Source organism: Aeromonas sp. S16(2024), from assembly GCF_041403065.1.
Lineage (GTDB): Bacteria > Pseudomonadota > Gammaproteobacteria > Enterobacterales > Aeromonadaceae > Aeromonas.
In genome coordinates this window covers 156,903-175,522 of the sequence record NZ_JBGLQX010000007.1, presented here as the reverse complement: position 1 = coordinate 175,522, position 18,620 = coordinate 156,903, and the positions used below count along the sequence as shown (strand labels likewise).

Below are 18,620 nucleotides of genomic sequence, written 5' to 3'. Positions count from 1 at the left end.
GACGGAAGCAAAAAATCGCAGGAATGAGCAGTGAATATCTGGAAACGGTACTCAATGCGGGTCTCAAAAAACTGGGTGAAATTTAACAAAATGTTCACGCTCTCACCCTGGTGTTTCGCTGAATCAACTAACTGTTCCGATGATGATGAGTTTCATCAAGAGTTTTATAATTTTGCTACCGAAGTATACTCAGACTTGAAAGATCATATAAGTGCGAGCGGTATCGGTAGCATTCCAATTAAAGCAACAGGGTTTAAATTTTAAGCACATGCCATATAACAACGTGCTTAAATGGCGGACACAAAAAGCTTGGCTGTGCTCGTTCCTCGCAAAGTTTAGCCAAGCATTTGTGCCGTTTAGCACGGCGTTAGACGCTGCACAGCCACCGCAGGGAGCCCTCATGTATTCGCATATTTTTTTTGGTGTCACTGACTTTGAGCGGGCTTTAGTTTTCTATAACTCATTGATGTCTTGCTTGGGCCTAGAAACTCGTTTCTGTGATCGAAATAGGCCTTGGGCCGGCTGGCATAGCGCTGGCGGCACTCAACCCCTATTCCTCATAGGAAAACCATACAATGAACAGCCGCATAGTTGTGGCAACGGCAGTATGGTGGCTTTTCAAGCAAATAACCGTGCAATAGTTGATGCCGCCCATAAAACAGCACTAATCAACGGTGGTATTTGCGAGGGTAAACCAGGCTTGCGCCCTGAATATCATGAAAACTATTACGGTGCATACTTCAGAGATCCTGATGGCAACAAAATCTGTATTGCTTGTCACGCACCTGAAAGCGAAGCTCATGTCCTAGTAAACAACGTCTAACAATGCGCTCACAGAAATCAGAAATTAGGACACCCACCTTTATGAGCAAGACGCTGCACAGCCAGCGCACCAAAGATGGGTGTCCCAGTTTTGGCGTGGTTCTGTAAGCGGAGCCAACCCTGCCTCGGTCACCCCATCACTTACCCCTTTTCTGTTCTAAAAAGTGAACCTTTCTACACTTTTATATCGCAACCAGCACCAAGACCATAAAAAGTGCACCATCGTACACTTTTGATTGCGGTTTGCTCTTACCATGAGTTAAGGTGTAACAACCTACACTTTTTCCGTGATCATGATGGCAGACGCTCCGTTGCAGACCGACTCAAGAGAACTGGATCCCGCCTCGCTGGGGCTGGCGATCCGCGAGAGGCGCAAGGCCGCCAGGATGACCCAGGAGGTGACGGCCTCACTGTGCGGCATCTCCAAGAAGACCCTGATCAAGATTGAAAAGGGGGGGGATGTCTACCTCTCGACCCTGCTGCAGGTGATGAAGGCGCTGGGGCTGCACTTGCAACTGGTGCAGGAAGTGGGCTCACAGGTAGCGAGCGGTAACAGCCAGCCAGAGGTCGGTGATGATGAGTGGTTCTGAGCACCATCGGCTTGAACTTCGGCTGGGTAACCAGCTGATCGGCCATCTCGAGTATGACTCCAGCCAGGATGCGTTTCAGCTCGGCTATCTGTCAGAGTGGCAGGCCCGCGGATTCCCGCTCTCACCCCCACTGACGCTGGATGGCTCGGCCAGCAGTGCCCAGATCCGGGCGTATCTCGGCAACTTGCTGCCAGAAAATCGCGGGCTGGAGCACCTGATTGAGGCGCTCTCCGTTTCGCGCAGCAATCTCTTTGCCCTGATCCACGGCATCGGTCGCGATGTCTCCGGGGCTGTCACCTTTACCCTGCCCGCAGAGCCCGACGTCCCCACCCATTTTCGCCCCATCACCCCAGAGGAGCTGTTGCTGCGCCTCGATCAGCCCGAGATCTGGCCGCTGGAAGTCTGGGATGGCCGCCCCCGCCTCTCGGTTGCGGGTGTGCAGGCCAAGCTCAACCTGCTGCGACTCGAGGGGGCGCTGGGATTTGGCGAGGGCGAGCTCTGTTCCACCCACCTCCTCAAGTTCGAGCATCACCCTCATCTGGTGATCAATGAGTTTGTGACCATGCGACTGGCCGCACTGCTGGGCATGCCGGTGGCACAGGTCGAACTGCACAGGGTCGGCCAAGGCGATAAGTCCCACCGAGGTTTGCTGGTGGAACGATTCGATCGGCGCCTCGATGAAGATGGCTTGAGGGTGCGCCGTCGCCATATGATCGATGCCTGTCAGGGGCTGGGGTTTCCCGTCGCCCGAAAATATGAACGCAACTTCGGTGACGGGCGGGACGTGGCCCATATTCGGGAAGGGGTGAGCCTGCCACGGCTGTTCAGTCTCAGCGCCCTCTGTGTCAATCCGGCGCAGGCCAGACTGGACATGCTGCAATGGCTGCTCTTCAACCTCTGCGTCAACAATCACGATGCCCACGGCAAGAACTACAGCTTCTTCGTATCAAAAGCAGGGCTGACGCCCACCCCCTGGTACGATCTGGTCAATGTGGGGCTTTACCCCGAGTTCAACCAGCATCTGGCCATGGCCATCGGCGACGAGTTTTCCCCCGAGGCGGTCAACGCATGGCAGTTGCTGGAGATGGCCGAAGCATGTGACCTGCCCAAACGCCTGTTGCAACAGACCTTGCACAAGATAGCCAACGACATCCTTCACCATCTGGATGCCGCCATCGCCCTGGTTGAGACAGACAATCCCGCCGAGCTGGCTTATCTGGCAGAGTACCGAGACGACGTTGAGCGCCGCTGCCACCATTTTCAGGCGCAGGCGACGCTGTTGCCCGAGCTGCAGCTGTAGCCGGGCCTTGTCCACCCCATGGGACGCAGCCCAGCCTTGAGCCCATGGCGGGCATTGCCTACAATGACCCACTTTTTATCAAACTCAGGTCTATAAAATGAGCGACAACAAACCTGCACTGCCCGACCGTCTGGCGGCCAACCCGCGCAGCCCGCACCATGTGGCAGAGTGCTTCCAGCACGAGATCGGCATTCGCGTGAACGGCAAGGAGCGCACCAATGTCGAGGAGTACTGCATCAGCGAAGGTTGGGTGAAGATCCCCTCCCCCAAGGCCAAGGATCGCTACGGCAACCCCATGCTGATCACCGTCAAGGGCACCGTCGAGGCTTTCTACGCTTAAGCGGCCCTGACCGCGCGCCCCGCTGGGCCCGCCGCCATGCTGTTCAGAACACCGGCCTTGCGCCGGTGTTCTGCTTTTGGGGGCTGACCCAGGCCCACAGGCGCCTCTCTTTCTTTGCTTTCTTTGCTTTCTTTGCTCTCTTTTGCCTTCCTGTTTCTTCCTTTCCCTCCCTTTCTTTCGCCTTTTTCCCTTTCGCCAGGGCCCTGATCAGGCTGGCGGGCCGCCTTTGAAATCGAGGCAAAGGCGGCGCTCTTGTCATCCCTGCCGATTTACCCAGGCCATCACAGCACCGCTCACCCTCGGGAGCACGGCTTGCCGCCCTGCCAGCGTTGCAGCGCGGCGCCCGCCAGCACCAGCAGGATGCCGAGCAGATCGCTCGCGGCCAGCCGTCCGGCCAGGGCATCGAGCAGTGCGCCCCCCGCCAGCTGGCCCGTGACGATGAGCAGGGCGCAGGCCAGGGCGCCAACCCGGCCTATGGCCCAGCTGCTAATGGCGACGAACAGCGCCCCCAGCACCCCGCCGAGCAGCAGCCAGGGATCGAGCCCGGCGAGCCGCTCCCAGGGCGCCCCTTTGAGGATGAGCAGGGCGCCGAGCAGCCCGAAGCCGAGCAGGTGGTTGGCGAGCGACGCCGTCATGGCCCCCCGGGCGCTCGCGAGGCGGCCATTGAGGGTGCGCGACAGGCTCACCGCCACGCCGTTCAGCAGTCCCAGCAGGATCAATATGGTCATGGTGTTTCTCCTAGCCGAGCACGATAAGCAGGGCGCCGGCCATCACCAGCAAGGCGGCGAGCGCGTCCTTCCCCGAGGGGCGGCGACGGGCCAGCCCGAGCCAGCTGAGGCCGTCGCACAGGGCACCAAACAGCAGCTGACCGAGCAGCAGCAAGGCCAGAGTGCCCGCCATGCCGAGGGGGGAGTTGAGGCACAGGGCCGCCAGCACCACGGTGAGCGCCCCCGGCAGACCGCCGAGCCAGGCCCAGGGCGGGGCCGCATCAGGCGTCGGGGGCCTTGGGGAGATCCACCACAGGAGCCCGGCCACCAGGCTGCCGACCCCGTGGGCCAGCCAGCTCCCGAGCCAGGGGTCGGTGGCGCGGGCCAGGGCGCCGTTCTGGGCGATCATCAGCGCCAGCAGCAGGCCGGCAACGAAGGCGACCAGGGCGCCTATGCTCTGGCCGAGTGCCTGGCCGAGGGCGGTGCGGGCGGGGCCGCGGTCAACAAGCGGGGGGATCATGGGTTGCTCCTTGGTTGAACTGACGAGCAGGGTAAATTGTTTTTGATTTAGGGATAATCTACCCTTCCAGAACAACATTGTTTCCATATTGAGAACAGCATGAACCAGGAAGCCTTCGCCCTGCTCCCGGCCTTCGTCGCCGTGGTGGAGTCGGGCACCTTCTCCGGCGCCGCCCGTCAGCTCGGCCTCAGCAAGTCGGTGCTGAGCAAGAAGGTGAGCCAGCTCGAGCAAACCCTCGGTTGCCAGCTTATCTATCGCACCACCCGCTCCCTCACCCTCACCGAGGCGGGGGAGCGCTACTTCGAGACGGTGCGCCATGCGGTGCGCCTGGCCAGCGACGGGGAAGATGCCATCGGCGCCCTACAATCGGCCCCCCGCGGCCTGCTGCGGGTGACTGTGCCCATGGTCTATGGCCGGCGCCACATCGCCCCCCTTGTCCCGGAGTTTCTCGCCCTCTACCCCGAGGTGCAGTTGCAGCTCGAGATGAGCGATGCCCAGCAGGATCTGGTGGCCGAGGGGTTCGACGTGGCGGTGCGCATCGGCGAGCTGGAGGACTCGAGCCTGGTCGCCCGCCGCCTCGCCCCCTGCCTCAGCACATTGTGCGCCGCCCCCGCCTACCTGGCGCAGGCCGGCACGCCCCGCACCCCGGCGGATCTCGAGCGCCACAACTGCCTCTTCTACTCCCTGTTTCGCGGCGGCACCCAGTGGCGGCTGCACGGGCCCGAGGGGGACGTCGCCATCACCCCCAGGGGCAACTTCGAGGTCAACAACAGCGATGCCATCCACACCGCACTGCTGGCGGGGCTTGGCATAGGCAACATGCCGGACTTCATCGTGGCGCGGGATCTCGCCATCGGCCGACTGGTGCCCGTCCTGCCTGACCATGCCCTGCCCGAGCACGGCATCTGGTGCGTCTATCCCAGGCGCCGCCACCTGCCCGCCAAGGTGGAGGCCTGGCTCGCCTTCCTGCAGGAGCGGCTGGGGCTGCGCTGAGGGGCGCCATCGGGATAACCGGAACGGTTCACGTTTTTTTCATCGGGAAAGGAGTAGAGTAGGCAGCAAACCAAGCATCTGTTTTTATTGGAAAAGCATTCAGGGGACGAGCCACGGCATCGCGCCCCTCACCCCAGGGGGAGCCCCATGATGAAGAAAACCGCGATTGCCCTGACCCTCACCAGCCTGCTGGCGCTGCCGCTCTTTGTCGCATCCGATGCCTGGGCCGCCCCGGTGCGCTCCCTGCAAAAGGAGCAGAATTACGACCAGTACATCAGCAAGCGCCAGGTGGTGGATCAGCTGCTGGCGGACGCCGCCCGCATCTTCCACTCCCCCGCCCGGGTCTCGGATGCCGGTTTCACCGCCAAGATGCCGAGCAACATGGAGCAGGTGACCACCCTGCTGCTGGAGGCCCACCAGCTCGAGCCCTACCGCACCGATCTGCTCATCTCGGCGGCCAACGCCCAGATCTACAACGGCAACGTGGACAGAGCCATCGCCCTGTTCGAGCAGGCCCTCACCGCCGCGCCGGACGATCTGGATCTCAACACCTATCTCGCCACCTGGCAGCGCTTCAAGGGCAACCAGGCCAAGTCCGATGGCTACCTCAAGCGGGTCGGCGAGCTCAACGCCGGTCGCGCCACCGATCTGCAGCGGCTGTTCGCCACCGTGGATCGGGTGATCGCCGCCCCCCTCAAGGAGCGTCAGGGACGGGGCGAGAAGAAGGGGCGCCGCGCCATCGTCACCCTGGGCTATGCCCTCAATCCCGATGGCTCCATGCACGATATCCTGCTGGGGCGCCTCGAGACCACCCGCGCCCTGGCCCAGGCCGATCCGGCGGCCCTCGTCATCCTCACCGGCGGCGTGCCCAAGAACCGCCAGACCGAGGGCAAGCTGATGGCGGACTGGCTGGCGAAGAAGGGGATCGACCGCTCCCGCATCATCGAGGAGAACTACGCCACCAGCACGGTGGAGAACGCCCTCTACAGCGGCTATGCCCTCGCCCGCCACGAGATTGAGTTCGCCACCCTAGTGAGCTCGGCGAGCCACGTGCGCCGGGGCCAGACCCTGCTGGAAATCGCCTGCTGGCAGAGCGGCCCGGCCAATATCCGCATCGACAGCGTCGCCTACCCGGACAAGCCCCTCTCGGCCCTGGCCAAGGCGAGCCCGGAGGAGCTGCTCGGCATCTACCGGGATGCCCTGCGCACCTATGGCCTCTGGAGTTACCGCTCGGCCCCGCTGCTGGAGCGCTAGGCCAGCCCCCATGCCCTGGCGGCCCTCCTCTGGGCCGCCCTTCCTTCATGTCCCCTCTCCTCCCTCTCTGACTGTCCCCCCTTCTGGCAGTCCATCCCCTGTTTTTCGCACAAGCTAGGCACAAACCGGCATATGTGAATTACCTCATTGATTTACCGTTCTTTTTCTAAGAACCATAACTCATGACAGCTGCCTTCTCGTTCCTTCATTCCCCGCGCCATTCGGGGAAAGATGCGGTTTCCACCCCGTCATTCAAGGAACGACATCATGAAAGGAAAAGGAATTTCCCTCTGGTTTGCGGCACTGGCGCTGGTCACCCAATCGGCCCTGGCGGTCGAGGTTACCGTCGCCTACCAGACCTCGGCAGAGCCCGCCAAGGTGGCCCAGGCCGACGGCACCTTCGCCAGAGAGAGCGGCGCCACCGTGGATTGGCGCAAGTTTGACAGTGGCGCCAGCGTGGTGCGGGCGCTCGCCTCCGGCGACGTGCAGATAGGCAACATCGGCTCCAGCCCCCTGGCGGTGGCGGCCAGCCAGAACCTGCCCATAGAGGTGTTCCTGCTCGCCTCCAAGCTCGGGGAGTCCGAGGCGCTGGTGGTGAAACAGGGGCTCGCGAAACCCGAAGACCTGGTGGGCAAGCGCATCGCCGTGCCCTACACCTCCACCACCCACTACAGCCTGCTGGCGGCCCTCAAGCACTGGGGCGTCGACCCCGCCGAGCTGCAGATAGTGAACCTGCAGCCCCCGGCCATCATCGCCGCCTGGCAGCGGGGGGACATCGACGGCGCCTACGTCTGGGCCCCGGCCCTCAACCAGCTGACCAAGGAGGGCAAGGTGCTGACCGACTCGGCCCGGGTGGGCGAATGGGGGGCACCGACCCTGGATGTGTGGGTGGTGCGCAAGGACTTTGCCAAGGCACACCCCGAGGTGGTGCAGGCCTTCGTGAACAGCACCCTGGCCGCCCAGCGGGACTATCTCGCCAACCCGGATCACTGGCTGACCCAGCCTGACAACCTCGGCAAGCTCTCGGCTCTGAGCGGCGTTCCCGCGGCCGAGGTGCCCGGCCTGGTCAAGGGCAACACCTATCTCGATGCGAAGGCCCAGAGCGCCGAGCTGGGCAGCCTGGTCAACCAGACCATCATCGACACCGCCCGCTTCCTCGAGAGCCAGGGCAAGGTCGCGAACGCCGCCTCGGATTACCGCCAGTTCGTGACCGATCGCTTCGTGAAAGCCGTGGCCCAGTAAATCGGAGGAGACGACCATGCTGCAGCTCTCTCATGTGTCCGCCGAGTACGCCGGCAGGCGAGTGCTCGACAACATCAGCCTCTCCCTGCCCGAGGGGGAGCTGATGGTGGTGCTCGGCCCCTCGGGATCGGGCAAAACCACCCTCCTCAACCTGGTGGCGGGCTTCGAGCCCTGCCACCACGGCCAGATAAGTCTCGAGGGAAAGCAGGTCACCGGCCCCGGCGCCGAGCGCGGCGTGGTGTTCCAGAGCGAGGGGCTGCTGCCCTGGCGCAACGTGCTGGACAACGTGATCCTCGGCCTGCAACTGGCGGGGGTGCCCAGGGCCGAGCGCACCGAACAGGCCCAGGCGCTGCTGCGTCAAGTGGGGCTGGAAGGCGCCGGCAATCGCGCCATCTGGCAGCTCTCCGGCGGCCAGCGCCAGCGGGTCGGCATCGCCCGAGCCCTGGCCACCCGGCCCCGCCTGCTCCTGCTGGACGAGCCCTTCGGCGCCCTGGACGCCTTCACCCGGGAGCAGATGCAGACCCTGCTGCTGCGCCTGTGGCACGAGCATCGGCGCCAGATGCTGCTCATCACCCACGACATCGAGGAGGCCATATTCATGGCCACCGAGCTGGTGCTGCTCTCCTCCTCCCCCGGACGGGTGATGGAGCGGCTGACCCTGGAGTTCGGTCGCCGCTTCGCCGCCGGGGAGCCCTGCCGCAGCATCAAATCCGACCCGGCCTTCATCGAGCGCCGTGAATACGTGCTGGGACGGGTGTTCGCAGAGCGGGAGGCCTTCCCATGACCCTCGCCCTCGCCCGGCAACGGGATGTCACCCACGCACGCGCAGCGGGCTGGCCCCTGCCCCGTCGTCTGACCCTGAGCCTAGCCACCCTGCTCGTCCTGCTGGCCCTGTGGTGGCTGGTGGCGCACCTTGGCTGGGTCGCCCCTCTGTTCCTGCCGCCCCCAGAGCGGGTGCTGGCACAGCTCATCACCATCGCCGGGCCCCAGGGCTTTATGGATGCCACTCTGTGGCAACACCTGGGGGCCAGCCTGGGGCGAATACTGGTGGCGCTCGCTGCCGCGGCTTTCTTTGGCATCACTGTGGGCATCGCCATGGGGCTGAGCCCCACGGTGAACGGCGTGCTGGACCCCCTCATCGAGCTCTACCGCCCGGTGCCGCCACTGGCCTACCTGCCCCTGATGGTGATCTGGTTTGGCATCGGCGAGACCTCCAAGGTGCTGCTCATCTATCTGGCCATCTTCGCCCCCGTGGCCCTGGCGACCCTGGCGGGGGTGCAGAGCGCCAACGCGGTGCGAGTACGGGCGGCCCAGGCGCTGGGGGCATCCCGGATGCAGGTGCTCTGGCACGTGATCCTGCCAGGCGCCCTGCCGGACATCCTGACCGGGCTGCGCATCGGGCTCGGGGTGGGCTGGTCCACCCTGGTGGCGGCCGAGCTTATCGCCGCCACCCGGGGGGTGGGCTTCATGGTGCAATCCGCCGGCGAGTTTCTCGCCACCGACGTGGTGCTGGCAGGCATTCTGGTGATCGCCCTGATCGCCTTCGTACTGGAACTGGGCCTGCGCGCCCTGCAGCGCAGGCTGACCCCCTGGCACGGAGAAGGACAATGAACCACAAGCTGACCGCTAACCTTCACATCGCCTTCGTATTGGAACCGGGCCTGCGCGCCCTGCAGCGCAGGCTCACCCCCTGGCATGGAGAAGGACAATGAACCACAGGCTGACCGCGAACCTTCACATCGCCTTCGTATTGGAACCGGGCCTGCGCGCCCACAGGCATGGAGCAAGACAATGACCGACAAGCTGACCATCAGCCCCCTGGGCCCCCATATCGGCGCCGAGATCGCCGGCGTCAATCTGGCCGAGCCCCTGACCCAGGGGCAGTTCGAGCAGATCCATCGCGCCCTGCTCAAATACCAGGTGCTGTTCTTTCGCGACCAGCCCATCACCCCGCGAGCGCAGCGGGCGCTGGCGAACCGCTTCGGGGATCTGCATATCCACCCCGTCTACCCCCACACGGAGGAGGCCGAGGAGATCATCGTGCTCGATACCCACGACGACAATCCGCCGGACAACGACAACTGGCACACCGACGTGACCTTTATCGACACGCCCCCGGCGCTGGCCATTCTGGCCGCCAAGCAGCTGCCTCCCACCGGGGGGGACACCCTCTGGGCCAGCGGCATAGCGGCGCTGGCAGCCCTCTCCCCGCCCCTGCAAACCCTGCTGGCGGGGCTGGAAGCCGAGCACGACTTCACCAAGTCCTTCCCGGCTCACCGCCACGACGGCAGCGAGGAGGAGCGCCAGCGCTGGCAGGCTGCCGTGGCCCGTCACCCGCCCCTGCGCCACCCGGTGATCCGCACCCATCCGGTGAGCGGCCGGCAGGCCCTGTTCGTCAACGAGGGGTTCACCACCCGGCTGCCCGGGCTGCCCCCCAAGGAGAGCGAGGCACTGCTCGGCTTTCTGTTCGAGCACATCCGCCGCCCCGAGTTTCAGGTGCGCTGGCGCTGGCAGGAGAACGACATCGCCATCTGGGACAACAGGGTGACCCAGCACTATGCCAATGCCGACTACCTGCCGGCACGCCGGGTGATGCACAGGGCCACCATACTCGGGGACAAGCCCTTCTGGCGCCCGAGCTGACTTGCGCGACGTCCCCTCGCCCAATGAAAAAGCCCGCCAAATGGCGGGCTTTTTGTACCGGCGGCGGGCCCTCAGCCCTTGAGCTCCAGCCACAATGGTGAAGCCCCAAGATCAGGCTGAATGGCGTGCTTGGGCGTCGCTGACGGCCCTCAGCCCTTGAGCTCCAGCACAGTGGTGAAGCCCCCGAAGATCATGCGGGCCCCATCGAAGGGCATGGTCTGGTGCATGGGACTGGCCGGATCCATCCTGGGGTCCTTCATCATCTTGGCCATGGCCTCGTCCCGCACCGCCTTGCTCGGCCACTCCACCCAGGAGAAGACCACGGCTTCGTCCTCCTTGGCCGCCACCGCGCGGTAGAAGTCGGTCTGCTTGCCGTGGGGCACGTCATCCCCCCAGCACTCCAGCACCCGGGTGGCGCCATATTCGAGAAAGATGGGGTCAAACAGCCCAGCATGATCGATCAGGGCCTGCTTGTTGACCGTGGGCACGGCGATCACGAATCCGTCTACATATGACATGAGAGGTTCCTCCTGTGGTTGAGGATCTCAGCATAGCAGCCGTGCCCCTGGCCGCCCTCGGGGCATGATCACCCTCAGAGCCTGGTCACCCTCAAAGAGAGACCAGCCGCTCCAGATCGCTGCGGGTCAGGCGCTTGCTGTCCACCTTCACGTAGAGGGAGTGCTCCTCGCGCACCAGCAGCACGTCGCTCACCCCGTCGCAGGCGCGGATCCGCTGCTCCAGCGCCGGGGTGGCCTCGACCCCCTCCGGCAGCACTATGCGCAGGCTGCTGACGTAGGGGGGTTCCGCCATGGTGAGGCTGACCCCGAGCCAGAGCAGGGCCAGCACGGCGCAGCCGCCAAACACCAGGGGGCCGCCCCCCAGGCTGTAGAGCAGGCCGCCGAGGCTGCCGCCGATGGCGACCCCGAGGAACTGGCTGGTGGAGTAGACCCCCATGGCGGTCCCCTTGTAGCCGGGCGGGGACTCCTTGCTGATAAGGGACGGCAGCAGCGCCTCCATCACATTGAAGCCGATGAAGAAGAGCTGCAGCCCGGCGAGCAGGCCCCAGAGCTGCAGGCCGCTCTGCCAGAGCACCAGCTCGGCGGCCAGCATCACCCCCACGCACCCGATGAAGACCCGCTTCATCTGGCGGTGCTTCTCGGCATAGATGATGAAGGGCACCACGCTCACGAAAGCGACCAGCATGGTGACCAGGTAGGCCTGCCACTGGTGCTCCCGAGCCAGGCCCGCCTGTTCGAGCAGGGGCGGCAGCGCCACGAAGCTCGACATCAGCAGGGTGTGAACGCAGAGGATGCCGAGGTTGAGCTTGAGCAGGCGCGAGTTGGTGAGCACGGTGCGAAAACCGCCGCGCACCATGGCGGACTCGCGATTCTGCAGGTGAGCCGCCGGGGTCGGCACCACCCAGATCACCATGGCGATGGCCGCCAGCGCCAGCAGGGCGATGAGCCAGAACAGACCGGAGAGTCCCACCGCCTGGGTGATCAGGGGGCCTGTCACCATGGCGATGGCGAAGGTGATGCCAAAACTCACCCCGATGAAGGCCATGGCCTTGGTGCGATTCTGCTCCCGGGTGAGATCCGACAGGAGCGCCATGACGGCGGCGGAGATGGCGCCGCTCCCCTGCAGGGCGCGCCCGACGATGACTCCCCAGATCGAGTCGCTCAGGGCGGCGATGACGCTGCCCAGCGCAAACATCAGCAGGCCGCCGACGATGAGGGGCTTGCGGCCGATGCGATCGGAGAGCAGGCCGAAGGGGATCTGGAACAGCGCCTGGGTCATGCCGTAGATGCCGATGGCCAGGCCGATCAGCGCCTCCGAGGCGCCCGCCAGGGACATGCCGTAGGTGGTCAGCACCGGCAGGACCATGAACATGCCGAGCATGCGCAGCGAGAAGACGGAGCCGAGCGCCCAGGTCGCGCGGCGCTCGCCCCTCGTCATGGTGAAATCATTCATGATGGCCTCGATAGGTCAGGGAGAGGAGACAGAAAGGGGCGGATGACAAGGCACGCCACACCCGAAAAAGCCGACAAGGTGCCCCGTGGGGCGGGCCTCATAATAACAGAGCCGGGAAGGTTCCCGGCTCTGGATTCTATTGATTTTCCCGCGTTGCATCACAACACCGAGTCTGGCTGGCATCTGCCTCAGGGCAGCATGCTCACCAATACAGGCGCGGCGTCCGGCTGGAAGTCCACCGACATCATCACGCTCAAACACGTGATGGTGACGATGGAGAACATGAACAGCTTGCGGGCCCAGAGGGAGTCATCCACCGCCGCCTTGTAGCCGGACAGCGCCATCCCCAGCCACCAGACGCTCACCGCGGTGGCCACCACCAGATACTTGTAACCGGCGTAGCCGCCGAGGAACAGCATCAGGGTCGGCACCATGAACGCCAGTATGTAGAGGGTGATGTGGAGCTTGGCCACCGGGATCCCCTTCACCACCGGCAACACGGGTATGTTGGCGGCCTGGTAATCCTTGAAGCGGAAGATGGCGATCGCATAGGAGTGCGGCATCTGCCACAGGCTGAAGATAGCCAGCAGGATCAGCGCTCCCGAGTCGAACTGGCCGCTCACCGCGCAGTAGCCGATGACGGGTGGCGCGGCGCCGGAGAGGCTGCCGACCAGGGTGCCATAGACAGAGTGACGCTTCATGTAGAGGCTGTAGACCCCCACATAGACCAGGAAGCCCAGCACCGCCAGCAAGGCAGCCAACGGATTGGCCGCGAAGTAGAGCAGTGCAATGCCCGCAACGCCCAGCGCCGTCGCATACCAGAGCGAGACGCCCGGCGCGATCAACCCCTTCACCAGGGCGCGGTTCTTGGTGCGCTCCATGATGCAGTCGATGTCCCGGTCGATGTAGTTGTTGAACACGCAACCGGAGGCCACCACCAGTGACACCCCCACCATGGTCAGGATGAACAGGGGCACATCCAGGCTCCCCTTCGAGGCCAGCAGGAAGCCGCCGATAACCGAGATGAGGTTACCGAAGATGATGCCCGGCTTGGTCACTTGCAGGTATTGCTTCATCATCACATCAACCCGCTCAGTGAACCATCATGTTGATGTTGAGGTTGTACATGATCCACAGGGAACCCACGACCACGATGGCGATGATGAGCACGGTAAAGACCAGTGCCACCAGGTTCCAGCGCTCCTCGGAGGAGGTGTTCATGTGCAGGAAGTAGACCAGGTGCACGAAGATCTGCACCACCGCCATGGCCACCACGGTGCCGAGCACCATGGCATGGGAGGCGGAGCCGTCCATCACCATCCAGAACGGGATTGCGGTCAGGATGAGTGACAGCACGAAGCCGGTCATGTAGGACTTGACGCTGCCGTGGCTGGCGCCGTGATTGTCAACGGTATGGTTGCTCATTTTTACATCACCCCCATCAGATAAACCACGGTGAAGACGCAGATCCACACCACGTCCAGGAAGTGCCAGAACAGGCTCAGGCACATCAGGCGCGTGCGGTTGCGCTCGGTCAGCCCCTTCTTGCTGATCAGGACCATCATCACGATGATCCAGATAAGGCCGCTGGTCACGTGGATACCGTGGGTACCGACCAGGGTGAAGAAGGCGGACAGGAAGCCGCTGCGATCCGGGCCCGCATCATTGACGATCAGATGATGGAACTCGTAGATCTCCATGGCGATGAAGCCGGCGCCAAGAATGAAGGTGACCAGCAGCCAGGTGTTAACCGCCGAGACCTTGTTCTTGTTCATGGCCAGCATGCCGAACCCGAAGGTGATGGAGCTCAGCAGCAGCAGCATGGTTTCGGCGAACACGAACGGCAGTTCGAAGATGTCCTTGCCGGCGGGGCCGCCGGCGGTGCCGTTGACCAGGACCGCATAGGTCGCGAACAGGGTCGCGAACAGGATGCAGTCACTCATCAGGTAGATCCAGAAGCCGAATACCTTGGTGGCACCGGCATCATGGTGCCCATCCTCATGGGCACCGTGAGAGTGATGTAGAACGTCAGTCGCCATGGAGTTAAGCCACCTTGTTGATATTGTCGAAATGCTGACCTTCGGGTGCCCATGCGTCATGGGCACCGTTGAGGTGAATGTGATCTGGAGCGCCAGTTGTCATAGCGTCAGGCCACCTTGTTGATATTGTCGAAATGCTGACCTTCGATGCGCTCGATCTCGTCAACCTGTACGTAGTAGTCCACATCGTCGTTGAAGCTGTGGATGATCCAGGTGGCGATCATGCCGACGAAGCCGGCGATGGCCATCCACCAGATGTGCCAGATCATCGCAAAGCCAAACACCACGCTGAAGGCGGCGATGATGACACCGGCACCTGAGTTCTTCGGCATGTGGATGGGAGCGTACTTGGCCGGCTGGCGATAGGCGCTGCCGTCCTCTTTCGCTTCCCAGAAGGCGTCCAGACCGGTCACCTTGGGCTCGATGGCGAAGTTGTAGAAGGGCGGCGGAGAGGAAGTAGCCCACTCCAGGGTACGGCCACCCCAGGGATCGCCGGTCCAGTCACGGTTCTTCTCGCGGTCACGGATACTGACCACGACCTGGATGACCTGGCACAAGACGCCGATGGCGATGAGGCCAGCGCCGCAGGCGGCAACCACCAGCCAGCCGTGGAACTCGGGATCTATGTTCTGGCTGACACGACGGGTCATGCCCATGAAGCCCAGCACGTAGAGCGGCATGAAGGCCACGAAGAAGCCGGTGATCCAGAACCAGAAGGCACGCTTGCCCCAGACGTCATCGAGCTTGAAGCCGAACGCTTTCGGGAACCAGTAGGTGATACCGGCGAAGCAACCGAACACCACGCCGCCGATGATGACGTTGTGGAAGTGGGCGATCAGGAACAGGCTGTTGTGCAGCACGAAGTTGGCGGCCGGCACGGAGAGCAGTACCCCTGTCATGCCACCCACGGTGAAGGTGATGATGAAGCCGACGGTCCACAACATGGGCGAGGTGAACTCGATGCGACCGCGGTACATGGTGAACAGCCAGTTGAAGATCTTCACCCCGGTCGGGATGGAGATGATCATGGTGGTGATGCCGAAGAAGGCATTCACGTTGGCGCCAGACCCCATGGTGAAGAAGTGGTGCAGCCAGACCACGAAGGAGAGCACGGTAATGGCCACGGTCGCCCACACCAGGGAGGTGTAGCCGAACAGCTTCTTCTTGCAGAAGGTCGCCACCACTTCGGAGAAGATCCCGAATACCGGCAGCACCAGGATATACACCTCGGGGTGACCCCAGGCCCAGATCAGGTTGATGTACATCATCATGTTGCCACCCATGTCATTGGTAAAGAAATGGGTACCCAGGTAGCGGTCTGCGGTGAGCAGGGCGATGGTGACGGTCAGGATCGGGAAGGAAGCGATGATCAGGATGTTGGCGCACAGGGCGGTCCAGGTGAACACCGGCAGACGCATCATGGTCATGCCGGGGGCACGCATCCGGATGATGGTGGCAAAGAAGTTGACACCGGTCAGCAGGGTACCTAACCCTGAGATCTGCAAACTCCAGATCCAGTAATCGACCCCGACCCCGGGACTGAACTCCAGCCCCGACAAGGGCGGATAGGCCAGCCAGCCGGTCTGGGCGAATTCACCGACCCCGAGGGAGACGTTGATCAGCACCACGGCCGCGGCGGTAAACCAGAAGCTCAGGTTGTTCAGGAAGGGGAAGGCGACGTCACGGGCACCGATCTGCAGCGGCACGACGATGTTCATCAGACCGATCACCAGCGGCATGGCCACGAAGAAGATCATGATGACGCCGTGGGCGGTGAAGATCTGATCGTAGTGGTGCGCGTTCAGGTAGCCTTCGCTACCGGCGGAGGCCATGACCTGCTGACCACGCATCATGACCGCATCGGCGAAGCCGCGCAGCAGCATGACCATCCCCAGGATGAGATACATGATACCGAGGCGCTTGTGGTCCACCGAGGTGAGCCACTCTTTCCACAGATATTGCCACTTGCCGTAATAAGTGATGAGACCGGCAAGCGCCAGCCCACCCAAGATGATACCGGCTATCGTGACCATGATGATGGGTTCATGGTACGGAACAGCCTCGAGTGTCAATTTTCCAAACATCGATTATTCCTCGGATCCTGCTTTCACACTCTTGTCAGCCATGGACGTGGCCATGTGTCCGGCATGCTCGTCGTGACTCATGGCCGCGTGGTCCATGGGCTCTGCTTTTGCAGCGTCATGGTTCATGGCCTTGTGGTCCATGGGTTCTGCTTTCGCGGCGTCATGCTTCATGGCCTCGTGGTCCATGGCGCCATCTTTTGCAGCGTCATGGCCGCCATGGGACATGCCGCCCATGAACTTGTTGATCACATTGACGAACAGCTTGGGATCGGCGCTGGCGAAGTACTCAACCGGGTGGTTTTCGCTCTTCTTGGCCAGGGCATCGAACTCACCCATGGTGCTCAGCATCTTGGGAGACTGTTTCACCTTGGCGACCCAGGCATCGAAACCGGCCTGGTCCTGGGTGGCAATCGCCTTGAACTTCATGCCAGAGAAACCGGCACCGCTGTAACTGCCGGAGATCCCCTTGTACTGACCCGCCTCGTTGGCAATCAGGTGCAGCTTGGTCTGCATCCCGGCCATGGCGTAGATCTGACCGCCCAGCTGGGGGATGAAGAAGGAGTTCATCACGGTGTCTGAGGTCACCCGGAAGTTGATCGGGGTGTTGACCGGGAAGGCCAGCTCGTTGACCGAGGCGATCCCCAGCTCCGGATAGACGAACAGCCATTTCCAGTCCAGCGAAATCACATCGACCTGGATCGGTTTGACGTCAGATTCCAGCGGCTTGTAGGGGTCGAGGGAGTGGGAGGTTTTCCAGGTAATCACCGCCAGGATGGCGACAATAATGACGGGCACGGTCCAGACGACCGCTTCAATCTTGTTGGAGTGGGACCAATCCGGGGTGTATTTGGCAGTGGTATTGGATGCTCTGTATTTACGAGCAAATGCCACCGTCATAATAATCACAGGAATCACCACGATTAACATCAACCCGAGTGCGGTCAATATCAGTGACTTCTGCTCCAGACCAACCTGCCCCTTGGGGCTCATCAGAGCCATGTCGCAGCCACTCAGCAAGCCAGCGGTTGCGATCAACAGCAAAGCGCCCAAGCCCCTCTTTACTTCAAAAGGTCTCATGCAATGTCCTCATCGTTTCAAGGCTTATTGGTATAATAAAAATGCCGCATTTTATTGCATCAGACCGGCATGTGAACAACATGAAAAATTAATCCCAAAAATGTTCCAAGGGTGGTGAAAACAGGTATCAGATGTTAATCGCTTGACAGCGACCAATTTATTAAATTCACAGACTCTCAATTCATCTCCCGTTAATTTATCTCCCCGCCAAAATCGCTCACCAATTAATCAAAATGGTCCATTACCCTTATTTTCAAAAGGAGAAACAGGGCAAAAAAGAGCCATTCAACCCCCTCTTGATGCACAGGCGCCCTCGCCATTCCTTGATCTGGATGCGTACATTCCGAGGGGAAATAAAAAAATAATTAATCAAACGAATGTATGATTAACTTCCCGGGGCCGAGAGAAGCGCAGAAGGGGCTGCCCTGTCTGGGGCCCGCCATGAAAAACGGGCCTCATGTAAGGCCCGCTTGAGACGATATCCCACCTCGGGGTCTCCCTCAGGGGTGTTTATGCTCCATTCGGGTCGCCACAGCGATGCGGTTCCAGGCATTGATGGTGACCACCTGCATCAGGCACTGGGCCAGCAGGGTTTCCCCCAGCAGGGCCAGGGCCTGTTGGTAGGTATCCTCGGTGAGCCCTCGCTCGCCGATCAGGGTCACCTCGTCGGTCAGGGCCAGCACGGCCCGCTCCCGCTCATCGAACAGCGGGGATTCGCGCCAGGCGGACAGCGCCAGCAAGCGCTGGGGGCTGTCGCCGTGCTTCATCGCCACCTCGGCGTGCATCTCGATGCAGTAGGCGCAGCCGTTGAGCATGGAGGCCCGCAGCTTGATGAGCTCCTTGAGCGACAGGGGAATGTCGGTGCTGCCGAGATAGGTTTCCAGCCCCCGCATGGCCTGGATGGCGGCGGGGATCTGGCTGGCGAGCTGGATACGGTGGGACATGGCAAGACTCCTTGGATGAGCGCCCCCATGGGCGATGAGCACATTGTTCATTTTTTCATTAAAAATCAGAATACAGCCACAACCTGCAACAGTT

At 62.2% G+C, this 18,620-nt stretch carries 20 protein-coding genes; 10 read left to right on the top strand and 10 right to left on the bottom strand.

Features of this window, described 5'->3' with window-relative positions:
• Nucleotides 1-400: 400 nt before the first annotated feature.
• From ACB030_RS07650 to ACB030_RS07635, 4 genes are all read left to right on the top strand, one after another.
• Nucleotides 401-823: a VOC family protein gene (locus ACB030_RS07650; RefSeq protein WP_371158859.1), complete on the top strand. Its 423-nt coding sequence runs from the start codon at nucleotides 401-403 to the stop codon at nucleotides 821-823.
• Nucleotides 824-1,118: 295 nt separating this feature from the next.
• On the top strand, nucleotides 1,119-1,412 hold the full coding sequence (locus ACB030_RS07645) for a helix-turn-helix domain-containing protein (RefSeq protein WP_371158858.1): 294 nt from the start codon (nucleotides 1,119-1,121) through the stop codon (nucleotides 1,410-1,412).
• Complete coding sequence (locus ACB030_RS07640) at nucleotides 1,396-2,712, top strand: HipA domain-containing protein (protein ID WP_371158857.1); 1,317 nt, start codon at nucleotides 1,396-1,398, stop codon at nucleotides 2,710-2,712. The genes ACB030_RS07645 and ACB030_RS07640 overlap by 17 nt, the downstream gene beginning before the upstream one ends.
• Nucleotides 2,713-2,809: 97 nt before the next feature.
• Entirely contained in the window at nucleotides 2,810-3,052 is a 243-nt protein-coding gene (locus tag ACB030_RS07635) for a DUF3297 family protein (RefSeq protein ID WP_005302916.1), read from the top strand.
• Nucleotides 3,053-3,345: 293 nt separating this feature from the next.
• Here the strand turns inward: ACB030_RS07635 and ACB030_RS07630 are convergent, their stop codons facing one another.
• Both ACB030_RS07630 and ACB030_RS07625 read right to left on the bottom strand, forming a co-directional pair.
• A complete protein-coding gene (locus ACB030_RS07630) occupies nucleotides 3,346-3,780 on the bottom strand; it encodes a DMT family transporter (RefSeq protein ID WP_371158856.1) in 435 nt (144 codons plus the stop codon).
• A 10-nt stretch (nucleotides 3,781-3,790) separates the two neighbouring features.
• Nucleotides 3,791-4,279: a DMT family transporter gene (locus ACB030_RS07625; protein ID WP_371158855.1), complete on the bottom strand. Its 489-nt coding sequence runs from the start codon at nucleotides 4,277-4,279 to the stop codon at nucleotides 3,791-3,793.
• A 99-nt stretch (nucleotides 4,280-4,378) separates the two neighbouring features.
• Between ACB030_RS07625 and ACB030_RS07620 the strand changes: the two genes are divergently transcribed.
• From ACB030_RS07620 to tauD, 6 genes are all read left to right on the top strand, one after another.
• Nucleotides 4,379-5,272 (top strand): LysR family transcriptional regulator, encoded by an 894-nt coding sequence (locus ACB030_RS07620; RefSeq protein WP_371158854.1) that lies wholly within the window; start codon nucleotides 4,379-4,381, stop codon nucleotides 5,270-5,272.
• A gap of 150 nt (nucleotides 5,273-5,422) precedes the next feature.
• A complete protein-coding gene (locus ACB030_RS07615; protein WP_371158864.1) occupies nucleotides 5,423-6,526 on the top strand; it encodes an ElyC/SanA/YdcF family protein in 1,104 nt (367 codons plus the stop codon).
• 267 nt (nucleotides 6,527-6,793) lie between these two features.
• Nucleotides 6,794-7,768, top strand: a complete 975-nt coding sequence (gene tauA, locus ACB030_RS07610) for a taurine ABC transporter substrate-binding protein (protein WP_371158853.1) — start codon at nucleotides 6,794-6,796, stop codon at nucleotides 7,766-7,768.
• A 16-nt stretch (nucleotides 7,769-7,784) separates the two neighbouring features.
• Nucleotides 7,785-8,552, top strand: a complete 768-nt coding sequence (tauB, locus tag ACB030_RS07605; protein ID WP_371158852.1) for a taurine ABC transporter ATP-binding subunit — start codon at nucleotides 7,785-7,787, stop codon at nucleotides 8,550-8,552.
• A complete protein-coding gene (gene tauC / locus ACB030_RS07600; protein WP_371158851.1) occupies nucleotides 8,549-9,379 on the top strand; it encodes a taurine ABC transporter permease TauC in 831 nt (276 codons plus the stop codon). Before tauB ends, tauC begins: the two co-directional genes overlap by 4 nt.
• 180 nt (nucleotides 9,380-9,559) lie before the next feature.
• The gene (tauD, locus tag ACB030_RS07595; RefSeq protein WP_371158850.1) at nucleotides 9,560-10,411 is read left to right on the top strand and encodes a taurine dioxygenase; all 852 of its coding nucleotides are present in this window, start codon (nucleotides 9,560-9,562) and stop codon (nucleotides 10,409-10,411) included.
• 149 nt (nucleotides 10,412-10,560) lie between these two features.
• Here the strand turns inward: tauD and ACB030_RS07590 are convergent, their stop codons facing one another.
• The 8 genes from ACB030_RS07590 to ACB030_RS07555 all read right to left on the bottom strand — a co-directional run bounded on the left by ACB030_RS07590 (nucleotide 10,561) and on the right by ACB030_RS07555 (nucleotide 18,526).
• Complete coding sequence (locus ACB030_RS07590; RefSeq protein ID WP_202046725.1) at nucleotides 10,561-10,929, bottom strand: DUF1428 domain-containing protein; 369 nt, start codon at nucleotides 10,927-10,929, stop codon at nucleotides 10,561-10,563.
• A 91-nt stretch (nucleotides 10,930-11,020) separates the two neighbouring features.
• Nucleotides 11,021-12,382, bottom strand: a complete 1,362-nt coding sequence (locus tag ACB030_RS07585; RefSeq protein WP_371158849.1) for an MFS transporter — start codon at nucleotides 12,380-12,382, stop codon at nucleotides 11,021-11,023.
• A 188-nt stretch (nucleotides 12,383-12,570) separates the two neighbouring features.
• On the bottom strand, nucleotides 12,571-13,464 hold the full coding sequence (gene cyoE, locus ACB030_RS07580; RefSeq protein WP_371158848.1) for a heme o synthase: 894 nt from the start codon (nucleotides 13,462-13,464) through the stop codon (nucleotides 12,571-12,573).
• 10 nt (nucleotides 13,465-13,474) lie between these two features.
• Nucleotides 13,475-13,807 carry a cytochrome o ubiquinol oxidase subunit IV gene (locus tag ACB030_RS07575; protein ID WP_371158847.1) on the bottom strand — a complete coding sequence of 111 codons (333 nt, stop codon included), beginning with the start codon at nucleotides 13,805-13,807 and terminating at the stop codon, nucleotides 13,475-13,477.
• Between the two features lie 2 nt (nucleotides 13,808-13,809).
• Nucleotides 13,810-14,481, bottom strand: coding sequence for a cytochrome o ubiquinol oxidase subunit III (locus ACB030_RS07570; protein ID WP_371158846.1), 672 nt, complete (start codon nucleotides 14,479-14,481; stop codon nucleotides 13,810-13,812).
• A 47-nt stretch (nucleotides 14,482-14,528) separates the two neighbouring features.
• Complete coding sequence (cyoB, locus tag ACB030_RS07565) at nucleotides 14,529-16,505, bottom strand: cytochrome o ubiquinol oxidase subunit I (protein ID WP_371158845.1); 1,977 nt, start codon at nucleotides 16,503-16,505, stop codon at nucleotides 14,529-14,531.
• A 3-nt stretch (nucleotides 16,506-16,508) separates the two neighbouring features.
• Nucleotides 16,509-17,582 carry a cytochrome o ubiquinol oxidase subunit II gene (gene cyoA / locus ACB030_RS07560; protein ID WP_371158844.1) on the bottom strand — a complete coding sequence of 358 codons (1,074 nt, stop codon included), beginning with the start codon at nucleotides 17,580-17,582 and terminating at the stop codon, nucleotides 16,509-16,511.
• A gap of 500 nt (nucleotides 17,583-18,082) precedes the next feature.
• Nucleotides 18,083-18,526: a carboxymuconolactone decarboxylase family protein gene (locus tag ACB030_RS07555; RefSeq protein ID WP_371158843.1), complete on the bottom strand. Its 444-nt coding sequence runs from the start codon at nucleotides 18,524-18,526 to the stop codon at nucleotides 18,083-18,085.
• Nucleotides 18,527-18,620: the final 94 nt, after the last annotated feature.